The 12856-nt window shown below is 58.7% G+C and carries 12 protein-coding genes and 2 tRNA genes; 10 read left to right on the forward strand and 4 right to left on the reverse strand.

Annotation, left to right across the window (positions count from 1 at the left end):
• Window positions 1-64: 64 nt before the first annotated feature.
• The 4 genes from B4U49_RS18100 to B4U49_RS18115 all read right to left on the reverse strand — a co-directional run bounded on the left by B4U49_RS18100 (window position 65) and on the right by B4U49_RS18115 (window position 4504).
• The gene (locus B4U49_RS18100) at window positions 65-928 is read right to left on the reverse strand and encodes a transglutaminase family protein (protein ID WP_078086014.1); all 864 of its coding nucleotides are present in this window, start codon (window positions 926-928) and stop codon (window positions 65-67) included.
• Window positions 925-1860 carry an alpha-E domain-containing protein gene (locus tag B4U49_RS18105; protein ID WP_078086015.1) on the reverse strand — a complete coding sequence of 312 codons (936 nt, stop codon included), beginning with the start codon at window positions 1858-1860 and terminating at the stop codon, window positions 925-927. Before B4U49_RS18105 ends, B4U49_RS18100 begins: the two co-directional genes overlap by 4 nt.
• Window positions 1854-3287 carry a circularly permuted type 2 ATP-grasp protein gene (locus B4U49_RS18110; RefSeq protein WP_078086016.1) on the reverse strand — a complete coding sequence of 478 codons (1434 nt, stop codon included), beginning with the start codon at window positions 3285-3287 and terminating at the stop codon, window positions 1854-1856. Before B4U49_RS18110 ends, B4U49_RS18105 begins: the two co-directional genes overlap by 7 nt.
• 230 nt (window positions 3288-3517) lie before the next feature.
• Complete coding sequence (locus tag B4U49_RS18115) at window positions 3518-4504, reverse strand: DMT family transporter (RefSeq protein ID WP_078086017.1); 987 nt, start codon at window positions 4502-4504, stop codon at window positions 3518-3520.
• Window positions 4505-4716: 212 nt separating this feature from the next.
• Between B4U49_RS18115 and B4U49_RS18120 the strand changes: the two genes are divergently transcribed.
• From B4U49_RS18120 to B4U49_RS18165, 10 genes are all read left to right on the forward strand, one after another.
• Window positions 4717-4793: transfer RNA gene (locus tag B4U49_RS18120), tRNA-Val, on the forward strand.
• 133 nt (window positions 4794-4926) lie between these two features.
• Complete coding sequence (gene thrS / locus B4U49_RS18125) at window positions 4927-6873, forward strand: threonine--tRNA ligase (RefSeq protein ID WP_078086018.1); 1947 nt, start codon at window positions 4927-4929, stop codon at window positions 6871-6873.
• A 54-nt stretch (window positions 6874-6927) separates the two neighbouring features.
• Window positions 6928-7455: a translation initiation factor IF-3 gene (gene infC / locus B4U49_RS18130; RefSeq protein ID WP_078086019.1), complete on the forward strand. Its 528-nt coding sequence runs from the start codon at window positions 6928-6930 to the stop codon at window positions 7453-7455.
• Between the two features lie 144 nt (window positions 7456-7599).
• Entirely contained in the window at window positions 7600-7794 is a 195-nt protein-coding gene (gene rpmI, locus B4U49_RS18135; protein ID WP_078086020.1) for a 50S ribosomal protein L35, read from the forward strand.
• Window positions 7795-7830: 36 nt separating this feature from the next.
• On the forward strand, window positions 7831-8190 hold the full coding sequence (gene rplT / locus B4U49_RS18140; protein WP_010131381.1) for a 50S ribosomal protein L20: 360 nt from the start codon (window positions 7831-7833) through the stop codon (window positions 8188-8190).
• Window positions 8191-8383: 193 nt separating this feature from the next.
• The gene (gene pheS, locus B4U49_RS18145) at window positions 8384-9397 is read left to right on the forward strand and encodes a phenylalanine--tRNA ligase subunit alpha (RefSeq protein WP_078086021.1); all 1014 of its coding nucleotides are present in this window, start codon (window positions 8384-8386) and stop codon (window positions 9395-9397) included.
• An 80-nt stretch (window positions 9398-9477) separates the two neighbouring features.
• The gene (pheT, locus tag B4U49_RS18150) at window positions 9478-11856 is read left to right on the forward strand and encodes a phenylalanine--tRNA ligase subunit beta (protein ID WP_078086022.1); all 2379 of its coding nucleotides are present in this window, start codon (window positions 9478-9480) and stop codon (window positions 11854-11856) included.
• 132 nt (window positions 11857-11988) lie between these two features.
• The gene (gene ihfA, locus B4U49_RS18155) at window positions 11989-12294 is read left to right on the forward strand and encodes an integration host factor subunit alpha (protein ID WP_043315900.1); all 306 of its coding nucleotides are present in this window, start codon (window positions 11989-11991) and stop codon (window positions 12292-12294) included.
• Window positions 12275-12640: a MerR family transcriptional regulator gene (locus B4U49_RS18160; protein ID WP_078086023.1), complete on the forward strand. Its 366-nt coding sequence runs from the start codon at window positions 12275-12277 to the stop codon at window positions 12638-12640. The genes ihfA and B4U49_RS18160 overlap by 20 nt, the downstream gene beginning before the upstream one ends.
• A 137-nt stretch (window positions 12641-12777) precedes the next feature.
• Window positions 12778-12854: transfer RNA gene (locus B4U49_RS18165), tRNA-Pro, on the forward strand.
• The last annotated feature ends 2 nt before the right edge of the window (window positions 12855-12856 follow it).

Here is a 12856-nt window from a genome sequence, read left to right on the forward strand (position 1 = left end):
ATCCCTGTGCGCGTGTTGTGCGCAGGAAAGGTAGCACCGGCCGGGGCGGTTGTCATGAATCCGTTCACTGTTGTGCCTGTTGCTGTTCTTGCAGCCTATCTTTTTGCTTGTCTCTGAGTCGCGCCGCACGACGATCCATCTGGTCGACCAGGGCATAGGTGCGCATGCTTTCCGCGCCGCCCCCCCAGCGAACCCCGCGCACCGGTGATGCATCCAGATAGTCGATCCCGTGTGCCAGCTTCAGGTGGTGATTGGAGGAGGACAGGCCATTGCTCACATCAAAACTGTGCCAGGCGTTTTCGACCCAGGCCTCCGCCCAGGCGTGGCTGGCGATATGCTGGTCATCTCCGGCGTGGACATAGCCGCTGACGTAGCGGGCGGGAATACCGAGCCAGCGACAGCAGGCAATAAAAATATGGCTGTGATCCTGGCACACGCCAAACCCCTGGGCGAAAGCATCGGCTGCGCTGCTCTGTACATGTGTCATACCGCTGCGGTAGGGGATGCGCTCGAGCAGCGCAGACATTAGTTCAATCAGCTGATGGCGGCCTGCTTGCGCATCTGCGTTTGTGGCGCGAAAGCCCCGCGCAAACTCACGCATGGCATCGCTGGTTTGGGTGAGCGGGGATGTGCGCAGGAATACTTCCGGGGGAATCCGGTTGTCGCTTTCCGGTTGTTCATCTTCGCTGATCTCCGCGCTGCCCTGGGCGCGAATGGTGATGCCCTGGTGTGGCTGGTCGACGGTGCATACGTGCAGCACATTGCCATAGGTGTCCAGGGTGCGGTGCACGCTGCCGGGGACATCCAGGTGCCACTGCAGGATTTGCTGGCCTGCGGAGGGCAGGGGCGTCAGTCGCAGATACTGGATGCTGTGAGTGACTTCGGTGTCGTAGGTGAAGTCGGTGACATGGTCGATGCTGAGTTTCATGCGCCCTCCCAGTAGCTGCGATGAATTTCTTCGCCGATGGTGTGAATACGCCTCAGCAGGTCGTTCAGGTATTCGTGCAGGCCAAAGCGGGTGATGAAGTCGACCTCGCCGTACTCCAGTCGCGCGTGCAGTTCGGCGCACAGGCGTTTTGCCGCCTGGCCCTGGTCGCCCTCGATGGCAATCAGCTGGCTCATCAGCGCGCCGATGCAGTAGCGCAACGAGCGCGGCAATTCGGCAGAGAGGATCAGCAGCTCGGTCACATTACGGGTAGTGAGGCCGCCGGTGTATTTATCGTGATAGGCCTCATAAGCCCCCAGGCTCTGTAGCAGCGCATTCCACTGATAAAAATCGATCGCGTGGTTGCTGTTGTGTTGCGACTCCATTACCTCGAGCTTTACGCGCAGGATGCGCGCTGTATTGTCCGCCCGCTCGATAAAGGTACCCAGGCGCATAAAGTGGAAAACATTGTTGTGCAGCATGGTGCCGTACGCGGCGCCGCGGAATTCGTGGGAGCGCTGCTTGATCCAGTCGATCAGGCTTTTAACGCCCTCGTGGCTGATGCCGCGCTGGCGGCGGTGGCGCAGTTCCAGCCAGGTGGCATTGATGCTTTCCCATGCCTCTGATGAGAGTTTGTCGCGCACACTGTGCGCGTTGTCGCGGGCAGATCGGATGCAGCTGAAAATCGAGCCGTCGTTGGCTTCGTCGAACAGGAAGAAATCCAGCAGCGCCTCGGCATTTAATTGCGGATAGGTTTCCCGGAACTGGTCCAGGCGGCCGGTAATCGTCAGCGGTGCCAGCAGTTCCTGTTGGCCGCCCTTGGAATTCGGCATCAGCGACATGTTGTGGCTGACGTCCAGCAGGCGGGTGAGGTTTTCCGCGCGCTCCAGGCTGCGGGCCATCCAGTAGATACTGTTTGCAGTGCGGCTCAGCATGGGGCGCCCTCCAGTACCCAGGTGTCTTTGGTGCCGCCGCCCTGGGAAGAGTTGACCACCAGGGAGCCCTCGCGCAGGGCCACCCGGGTGAGCCCGCCGGGCACCAGTTTTATTTCGCTGCCGCTCAACACGAACGGCCTAAGGTCGATATGTCGCGGCGCTATGCCTTCGTTCACCATGGTCGGGCAGGTGGACAGGCACAGGGTCGGCTGCGCGATGTAATTGGCCGGGTTGTCGCGCAACAGCTGCCTGAAGGTATCCAGCTCCTCGGGGCCCGCCTTGGGGCCGATCAACATGCCGTAGCCACCGGCGCCGTGCACCTCCTTTACCACCAGTTCTTCCAGGTGCTCCAGCACGTAGGCCAGGTCCTCTTCGCGCCGGCACACCCAGGTGGGCACATTGTTGAGGATGGGTTCTTCGTCCAGATAAAAGCGGATCATGTCCGGCACATACGGGTAGATGGATTTGTCGTCCGCCACACCGGTGCCGAGGGCGTTGGCGAGAATGACATTGCCATCGCGGTAGGCGGAAAGTAGGCCCGGCACACCCAGCATCGAGTCGGGATTGAAGGCGAGCGGATCGAGGAAGGCATCGTCGATACGGCGGTAAATCACATGCACCTGGCGCGGGCCGGTGGTGGTGCGCATAAACACGCAGCCGTTGCGAACGAAGAGATCGGCGCCTTCCACCAGGGGAACGCCCATCTGCTGCGCGAGGAACGCGTGTTCGAAGAAGGCGCTGTTGTAGCGCCCGGGTGTCAGTACCACCACACAGGGGCTGTCTGCATCACTGGCGCTTTGCAGGGTTTCCAGAAGCAGGTTGGGATAGTGCTCCACCGGTGCCACGCCCTGCGCCAGAAACAGTTCCGGGAACAGGCGCATCATCATCTTGCGATTTTCCAGCATGTAGGAAACGCCGGATGGGGTGCGCAGGTTGTCTTCCAGTACGAAATACTCGCCATCGCTGTCACGAATCAGGTCGACGCCGGTTATCGGGATGTAGTTGTGCCCGGGCAGGTCGACGCCGAGCATCGCCACCTGGAACTGCTGGTTGGTCAGGACCTGGTCGGCGGGAATAATGCCCGCGCGGAGAATTTCCTGATCGTGGTAAATGTCGTGCAGGAACCGGTTGAGGGCGGTCACCCGTTGCCGCAGGCCCCGTTCAAGGTGGGTCCACTCGGAAGCGGGAATAATGCGGGGAATGAGGTCGAACGGAATCAGGCGTTCTGTGCCTTCTTCCTCCCCGTAGACATTGAAGGTAATCCCGAATCTCCGGAACAGGGTATCCGCCTCGCGGCGTTTCTGTTCCAGGGTGGCGTCCGGCGTATTTTCAAGCCACTGCAGGTAGGCTCGGTAGTGCTCGTGAACGCCCTCGTTACACAGCATCTCATCGTAGAGGTGGGGTGCAGGTTTTTCGATCGCAGTCATCCATGGGCCCCGCTTTATTTTTTAAACTTGCCCCAGGGAAACTGCAAGCACCGTGCCAGTGCTCGTGTGCCAGAGCGGGGCGCGATGCTGCCCAATACTGGGGTGCGGCGAGGGAGGAGGCGACTTGAATCCCGGTGGCGGTACCGCGCGGGTAAAAATGGGGCGACCGCGCGCGGGATTGCGTCGCGGTGCCTCAATATGGGGATGAATACGGCGAAGGACCGGTTTGCCTAGCGGGATTGGGTGCCTGAAGCAGGGGCTATCTCGGCTTTCGCTTCGGGTCGTTTTTTGATGCCGGCTACCTTTTTCATCAGCAACAGGCTGCCGATGATGATTGCCATGCCCGCAAAGTGATAGCCGCTGAATGGTTCGCCCAACACCAGCGCTGCGGCAATCAATGTGATCACCGGGCCCGAGGTGCCAATGGCGCCGGTGGTGGCCGAACCGATCTGTTGAATGGCGGCACTCATCATCAACGAGGGCACGACCGTGCACACGAAAGCCACGGTCAGCGCATACCCGTATACCGGCAGCGGTTGTTGAAGCCTGCTCCAGTCTGCCTGCAGGGCGAAGTGCAGTGCGATGGCGGCGCTCGCCACCAGCATCGCCAGCGCGGTAAATTGTCGGGCACCCAGCTGGCGAATTACGCCCTCGCTGAATGCCACATAGAGGGAAAAGCTCAGTGCGCTGCCGAAGGTGAGCAGAGCCCCCCAGCTGATTGCATCCATATTGACCCAGGCCGGGGCCAGCACACCGGTGCTGAAATTCTGGTCCTGCCAGTAAATCAGCAGTATCCCGGCGTAGGCGCCAAAGATGCACAGCAGCTGTGGGGCCGATATCGATTTACCCAGAAAGCACCAGCCCAGGAGTAGCACCAGGGTGGGGTAGAGATAGATGATCAGGCGCTCGAAGTTGGCGCTTATGTAGCGCAACCCCTGCAGGTCGAGGAAGCTCGCCAGGTAATAGCTGCAAAGCCCGAGTATTGCCGTCAGTAGCAGGTTGCGGCGGCTGACCGGGCGCCAGGCCTGCTGTCGCTTTAGCAGCATCAGGATGGCCAGGTAAAACGGCAGTGCCAGCGCCATGCGCAACAGGATAAAAGTTTCCACATCCACGCCATGGCGATAGGCCAGCTTGATGAAAATGGCTTTGATGGAGAAGAGGGCGGCGGCGCCCAGGGCCAGCAGGAACCCGCTGCTATTGGTGGGGGTGGTGCTCATAAGTTCCTTCAGATACCGCGGTGTGAGACCGAGTGGACACGAGAAAGGTCTCGGCGCTGCGTCCTGCAGCCGGGTCACGATACCCCAAGTGCTTGATTGGCGGAAATATTTTCTGATTTGAGTTGTTGAAAAGCAAAAAAGCTGGTGCTAAAGTTCGCGTCCTCTGCAGCGGGGCATAACTCTTATTGAAGTTCCCCAGTCTGCCAGTCTTTAGACCCGTAGCTCAGTTGGTTAGAGCGCTGCCTTGACATGGCAGAGGTCAGCAGTTCAAATCTGCTCGGGTCTACCAATTTCCCGTGAGTCTCTTCTGTTGCGCTAGTTCTGCTAGGCTGATTTGACTCGCTTCGGGCTTCCAGCCCGCCATCACCATGATAATCATGCGGTCTTTCGTAGGGATCGCCACTGATAGATAAGGAAGTGCAATGCCTGTTGTCACCCTCCCTGACGGTTCCCGTCGCGAATTTTCCAATTCCGTTTCCGTATTCGACGTTGCCAATGATATTGGTCCCGGCCTGGCGAAAGCTGCCCTGGCAGGTGTGGTCGACGGCAAGGAAGTGGATACCAGTTTTGTTATCGATCACGACGCCGAACTCGCCATCGTGACCGATCGCCAGCCGGAAGGGCTGGAAATCATCCGTCACTCCACCGCGCACCTGCTGGCCCAGGCGGTCAAGCAGCTCTATCCGGGCGCCCAGGTCACTATTGGCCCGGTGATTGAAGACGGCTTTTATTACGACTTCGCTTACGAGCGTCAGTTTACGCCGGAAGATCTCGAGAAGATCGAGAAGCGTATGGAAGAGCTGGCCAAGGAAGATATTCCGGTAAGCCGTCGCCTGCTGCCGCGGGATGACGCGGTCAAGTATTTCCGCGAACTGGGTGAGGAATACAAGGCGGAGATCATTGCCAGTATTCCCACTAATGAAGATATCTCCCTGTACCGTCAGGGCGACTTCGAAGACCTGTGTCGCGGTCCGCACGTGCCGTCTACCGGCAAGTTGAAGGCGTTCAAGCTGACCAAAGTGGCCGGTGCCTACTGGCGCGGCGATGCCAACAACGAAATGCTGACCCGTGTTTACGGTACCGCCTGGTCCAACAAGAAAGAACTCAAGGCGTATCTGCACCGCATCGCCGAGGCAGAGAAGCGCGATCACCGCAAGCTGGCGAAGAAGTTCGACCTGTTCCATATTCAGGAAGAAGCGCCGGGCATGGTGTTCTGGCACCCGAACGGCTGGACTGTATACAGCACCGTTGAGCAGTACATGCGCGAGCGCCAGCGCGAGCGCGGCTATAAAGAGATCAAGACCCCGCAGCTGGTGGACTTCTCCCTGTGGCAGAAATCCGGTCACGCCGACAAGTTCGGCGACGACATGTTCACCCTGACCAGCGAAGAGCGTCAGTTTGCCATCAAGCCCATGAACTGCCCCTGTCACGTACAGGTATTCAACCAGGGTCTGCGTAGCTATCGCGATCTGCCCCTGCGTCTGGCGGAGTTCGGCTCCTGTCACCGCAGCGAACCTTCCGGTTCCCTGCACGGCCTGATGCGTGTGCGCGGCTTCGTCCAGGACGATGGCCACATCTTCTGTACCGAAGACCAGATTCAGTCCGAAGTGTCCGAATTCATGGACCTGCTGCACGCGGTCTATAAAGACTTCGGCTTTGAAGAGGTGATCTACCGCCTGTCCACCCGCCCCGAGCAGCGCGTCGGTTCCGACGAGAGCTGGGACAAGGCGGAAAAAGCACTGGCGGACGCCCTGAATGCCGCGGACCTGCCGTGGGAAGAGCTGCCGGGCGAGGGTGCCTTCTACGGACCCAAGATCGAATTCTCCCTGAAGGACTGCCTCGGCCGCGTATGGCAGTGCGGTACCATCCAGGTGGACTTCTCCATGCCGGGCCGTCTGGATGCCCAGTATGTGTCGGAAGACGGTTCCCGTCAGACCCCGGTCATGCTGCACCGCGCGACCCTGGGTTCCTTCGAGCGCTTCATCGGTATTCTGATCGAGAACTACGAAGGGGCATTCCCAACCTGGCTGGCCCCCCAGCAGGTGGCGGTGCTGAATATCACGGATCGACAGTCCGACTACTGTCGCGATCTCGAGTCCAAGCTGGGAGCCGAAGGCTTCCGTGCAGCTGCTGACTTGAGAAACGAGAAGATCGGCTTTAAAATCCGCGAGCACACGCTTCAGCGTGTTCCTTATCTGCTGGTGATCGGCGATAAGGAAGTGGAGAATCAGACGGTCGCCGTGCGGACACGTAGCGGTGAGGACCTCGGAACCATGACTTACGAGTCATTCCTTGAGATCCTCAGCCAAGATGTGGATCGCCGCGGCCGTTCGTCTATTGAGAGTGCTAACGAGAGCGCTGACGCCTGAGCCATCTCATAGACATTTTATAAATCATCGGAGACGAGTGTTATTAAACGAGATATGAAAGGAAAGTCCAAGAAGGCCCGCATCAATGATCAGATCGAGGCGTCGCAACTGCGACTGATTGGTGCGGATGGTGAACAGGTAGGTATTGTTTCTCTGGAAGAGGCGCTGGAAGAAGCGCAGAAAGCCAGCCTGGATCTCGTTGAAATTGCCTCGGACTCCGATCCCATAGTCTGTAAGATCATGGACTACGGTAAGCACATTTTTGAGGCCAAAAAGGCCAAAAATGCGGCTAAAAAGAAACAAAAGCAGCAGCAGATCAAGGAAATGAAGTTCCGTCCCGGTACCGATATCGGCGACTACCAGATCAAGCTGCGCAACCTGACCCGCTTCCTGGAAGCCGGGGACAAGGCGAAAGTATCCCTGCGCTTCCGCGGCCGTGAAATGGCCCACCAGGAGCTGGGGATGGAAATGATGCAGCGCATCGAGAAAGATCTCGAGGAGCTGGGTACTGTGGAGCAGCGGCCGAAGATGGAAGGCCGTCAGATGATCATGGTCATCGCTCCCAGTAAAAAGAAAAAGTAAGGCGCAGGGGTAACCCTGCACCTTCTTTTCGGGAAGTGATCGGGCGACGGCTGCCTTCTCACTCCCAAGTCACTCCCTCGGGGGTGGCCAATATCAACGTAGGAGCCTGCTCGCAGGCGAACCTAAAACTATTTGGAGTACAAAATGCCGAAAGCAAAAGTACATTCTGGCGCTGCAAAGCGTTTCAAGAAGACCGCTGCGGGCTACAAGCACAAGCACGCTAACAAGAGCCACATCCTCACCAAGATGACCACCAAGCGTAAGCGTCAGCTGCGCGGCACCCAGACCATGAACAAGTCTGATGCCACCCTGGTCGATCGTATGCTGCGCGCCAAGTAATTGGCTGCACACGTTAAGTTTTAAGAGGATATTGTTATGGCCCGTGTAAAACGTGGTGTAGTGGCGCGTCGTAGTCACAAGAAAATTCTGAAGCAGGCTAAAGGTTACTACGGTGCGCGTTCTCGCGTATTCCGCGTAGCCAAGCAGGCAGTCATCAAAGCTGGTCAGTACGCTTACCGCGACCGTCGCGTTAAGAAGCGTAACTTCCGCGCACTGTGGATCACGCGTATCAACGCCCAGTCCCGCGCTGAAGGCCTGAGCTACAGCCGACTGATTGCTGGCCTGAAAAAGGCGGATATCGCTCTGGATCGCCGTGTTCTGGCTGATCTGGCGGTATACGATAAAGCCGCTTTTGCTGCCGTAGTTGAAAAAGCCAAGGCAGCCCTGGCAGCTTAATTAGCGCCTGCAGAATAAATCGGCCCGAAAGGGCGGATTTGTGCTTTAAGAATAGGGAAGGGCTGTTTGGCTCTTCCCTATTTTTTTATCAGCTTTTGCTAAAAATAATTCTGTCGCACCCGGTGTGTAGTATCGATACCGGGGCGGCCAAGACTCTCAATTGTCACTCATCGATCAGAACGAGAAGGTTTCAATGCAAGAATTGCAGTCCCTCACCGAGCAGGCACTGGCACTCGTAGAAGAGGCCAGCGACCTCGCGGCTCTGGACCAGGTGCGGGTAGATTACCTGGGGAAAAAAGGCCAGATTACCGCGCTGCTGAAAAGCCTGGGCAAATTGTCCGCGGAAGAGCGTCCGGCAGCGGGGGCCAAGATCAACGAAGCCAAGCAGCAGGTTCAGGCCGCGATCAACAGCCGCCGCGAAGCGATGGAAAAGGCTGCCATTGAAGAAAAGCTGGCCAAAGAGACCATCGACGTCACCTTGCCCGGCCGCGGAGAAGATCAGGGCAGCATGCACCCGATCACCCGCACCCTGCGCCGCATCGAGGAAATCTTCCAGCGCCTCGGGTTTTCCGTAGAGCAGGGCCCGGAAGTAGAGGGCGACTACTACAACTTTGAAGCCCTGAACATTCCCGCGCACCACCCGGCGCGCGCCATGCACGATACCTTCTACATCGATCCCTCCACAGTGCTGCGCACGCACACCTCGTCGGTGCAGATTCGCACCATGGAGAAGACCAATCCGCCGCTGCGCATCATCTGCCCGGGCCGCGTGTACCGTTGTGATTCCGATGTCACCCACTCGCCCATGTTCCACCAGGTAGAAGGCCTGGTGATCGATGAGGGTGTGAGCTTTGCGCACCTGAAAGGCTGTATTGACCAGTTCCTGAAAGCCTTCTTTGAAGCGGATGTACCGGTGCGTTTCCGCCCGTCCTACTTCCCGTTCACCGAGCCCTCCGCCGAGGCGGACATCCAGTGCACCAACTGTGGCGGCGAAGGCTGTCGCGTGTGCTCCGGCACCGGCTGGCTGGAAATTCTCGGTTGCGGCATGGTGCATCCGAACGTATTCGCTTCCTGCGATATCGACAGCGAAAAATATTCCGGCTTTGCCTTCGGCCTCGGGGTAGAGCGTATGGCCATGCTGCGCTACGGCGTGAACGACCTGCGCCTGTTCTTCGACAACGACCTGCGCTTCCTCAAGCAGTTCTAACGCGAATCCCATAGATTGGAGCCTGCTTCGCAGGTGAACAGCGCAAAGCGCATAACAGAATTCAGAATTAGAGAACGATTATGAAATTCAGCAATGCCTGGTTGCGGGAGTGGGTAAACCCGGACCTGACAGCACAACAGCTGGCCGACCAGATCACCATGGCAGGCCTGGAAGTGGACGCCGTTGAGCCGGTAGCCGGCGCGTTTTCCGGTGTCGTGGTGGGCGAGATCATCGCCTGTGAACAGCACCCGGACGCCGACAAGCTGCGTGTGTGCCAGGTGAAGGGCCACCCGGAAGGCGACATGCAGGTCGTCTGCGGTGCGCCGAATGCCCGCGTCGGCATCAAGATTCCGTTTGCACTGGTCGGCGCCAAGCTGCCCGGTGACTTCAAAATCAAGAAAGCCAAGCTGCGCGGCGTCGAGAGCTTCGGCATGCTGTGTGCCCAGACCGAACTGGAGCTCGGCGACGACAACGACGGCATCTGGGAACTGCCCAGCGATGCCCCCACCGGCACCGACCTGCGCGAATATCTGTTGTTAGACGACAGCGCCATCGAAGTGGACCTCACCCCAAACCGCTCCGACTGCCTTGGTGTGGCCGGTATCGCCCGCGAAGTGGGTGTACTGAACCGCTGCGCCGTCACCGAGCCGACCATCGAGCCTGTTGCCCCGGTGATCGACGAAAGCTTCCCGGTATCCCTGATGGCCGAAGACGCCTGTCCGCGCTACGTGGGCCGCGTAATCCGCAATATCAATGTGGATGCCGAAACCCCGCTGTGGATGCAGGAGCGTCTGCGTCGTAGTGGCCTGCGCAGCATCGATCCGGTGGTGGATGTCACCAACTACGTACTGCTGGAGTTCGGCCAGCCCATGCACGCCTTTGACCTCGCCAAGCTGAGCGGCGGCATCAAGGTGCGCATGGCAGAGCAGGGTGAAAAACTCACCCTGCTGGACGAGCAGGAAGTCGAGCTGAATGCCGATACCCTGCTGATCGCGGACGAGAAGGGCCCGCTGGCCATCGCCGGTGTGATGGGTGGCCTGGATTCCTCCGTTACCGACAGCACCCAGGACATCTTCCTGGAGAGCGCCTTCTTCAGTCCGCTGGCCATCGCCGGCAAGGCGCGCTCCTACGGCCTGCACACGGATTCCTCCCACCGCTTCGAGCGCGGTGTGGACTACCGCCTGCAGGAAAAGGCCATCGAGCGCGCTACCCAGCTGCTGCTGGATATCGTCGGCGGTGAGCCTGGCCCCGTGCACCTGCGCGAAGTGACCGAAGCCATGCCGGCAGAGCGCAGAATCAATCTGCGCCGTGCACGCGTACAGTCCGGTCTCGGCATCGATATGCCGGATAGCGACATCGTCGAGATCATCACCCGCCTGGGCCTTGAGAAACTGTCTGAAGACGCCGAAGGCTGGACCTTCCTGGTGCCGAGCTTCCGCTTTGATATCGCCATCGAAGCGGACCTGCTGGAAGAGCTGGCGCGGGTATACGGCTACAACCGCATCCCCAGCGTAAGCTTCAATGCAGCGCTGGACATTGTGCCGCGCAACGAAGCCATCGTCGCCCAGTCACATCTGGAGCAGACCCTGCTGGCGCGTGGTTATCAAGAGGCCATTACCTTCAGCTTTATTGATCGCGAGGCCTCCGCCAAATTCGATCCGGAAGTGGAGCCGGTGGCCCTGCAGAACCCGATCAGCGCGGAGCTGTCCGTGATGCGTACCACCCTGATGCCAGGGCTGGTCAAGGCGCTGCAGTACAACCTGAACCGCCAGCAGGACCGCCTGCGCCTGTTCGAGACCGGACTGCGCTTCGTGCCCGCCGGGGAAGCCCTGAAGCAGGAGCGCATGATTGCGGGCCTGATCTACGGCACCCGCCAGCCCGAAGGCTGGACCGGCAGTAAGGATCTGGTGGACTTCTACGATATCAAAGCCGACGTAGAGGCCCTGCTGGCCCACTACGAAGCCGATGCAGAATTCACCTTCGCTCCCGCCAAACACCCGGCGCTGCACCCCGGCCAGTGCGCCCAGGTCCTGCGCAACGGCGAACCGGTGGGCGTGCTCGGCGCGTTGCACCCACAGCTGCAGAAAGCGTTTGATCTGCCGAAGGGCGCCTTCCTGTTCGAGCTCAGCCTGGACGGATTGGGGCAGGCGGTGATCCCCGCATTCGCTCCGCTGTCCAAGTTCCCGGAAGTGCGCCGCGATCTCGCGATTCTGGCGGACGTTAACACCCCGGTCGGCCAGCTCGCCGAGACCGCCGTTCAGACTGCCGGCGAATATTTGACGGACTTCAACATTTTTGACGTCTATCAGGGCAAAGGCATTGATTTTAATAGAAAAAGTGTCGCCATGGGCTTGACCTTTCAGCATCCCTCGCGCACCCTTAATGACGAAGAAATCAATGCCGCTGTCGAAGCGGTAGTTCGTGAACTAGAACAAAAATACAACGCCAGTCTGCGCTAAACCGGTCAACGCTCCGGGATACGCGAACTGACGAGCGTATCCCGAGAGCGTCTGCCTCCGGGTTACAAGCCGCTGCGGTACCAGGCTTAAAAACCGGGAGTCGACGCCTCTGAATCTGTTGGGCAGGAACCAATGACAGAGGCACTGACCAAAGCCGGGCTCGCCGAGAAGTTGTACGAAGAGCTGGGTTTCAACAAGCGCGAAGCGAAAGAGATCGTCGAATACTTCTTCGAGGAAATCCGCAACGCCCTTGAAAATAACGAGCAGGTCAAGCTGTCGGGGTTTGGCAATTTCGATCTGCGTGATAAAAGCCAGCGTCCGGGAAGGAACCCAAAGACTGGCGAAGAAATCCCCATTTCCGCGAGAAGGGTAGTTACCTTCAAGCCGGGGCAAAAACTCAAGGCACGAGTAGAAGAAGATGCTGGAAGCGAGTCATAACAGCGAACTCCCGGTAATTCCGGGTAAACGCTATTTCACCATCGGTGAAGTGAGTGAGCTTTGTGCAGTCAAACCGCATGTACTGCGCTACTGGGAACAGGAATTCCCGCAGCTCAGCCCGGTAAAACGCCGCGGTAACCGGCGTTATTACCAGCACCAGGATGTCATCCTCATCCGCCAGATCCGCGCACTCCTGTACGAAGAGGGCTACACCATCGGCGGCGCACGCCTGCAGATGGAAAGCGGCAGCTCCGAAAAAGTACAGACCGTACAGCTGCAACAGGTGATCCCACAGATGATTGCCGAGCTGGAAGGGGTGCTGGAACTACTGGAAGTGGAAGCCTGATCTAACCTGGGTCAAAAAGGCGCAAAACGGGCTTGCATTCCCTCCGTACTTCGGTATGATTTGCGCCTCATCGCAAAGCGATGCCCCTTATAAATCAAGCACTTACGCGATTTTCCCGCAGCTTGATTTGCTCTTATCGGAGTGTAGCGCAGCCTGGTAGCGCACCACACTGGGGGTGTGGTGGTCGTCGGTTCAAATCCGGCCACTCCGACCATA

The sequence above is a fragment of the Microbulbifer mangrovi genome (assembly GCF_002009015.1).
Lineage (GTDB): Bacteria > Pseudomonadota > Gammaproteobacteria > Pseudomonadales > Cellvibrionaceae > Microbulbifer > Microbulbifer mangrovi.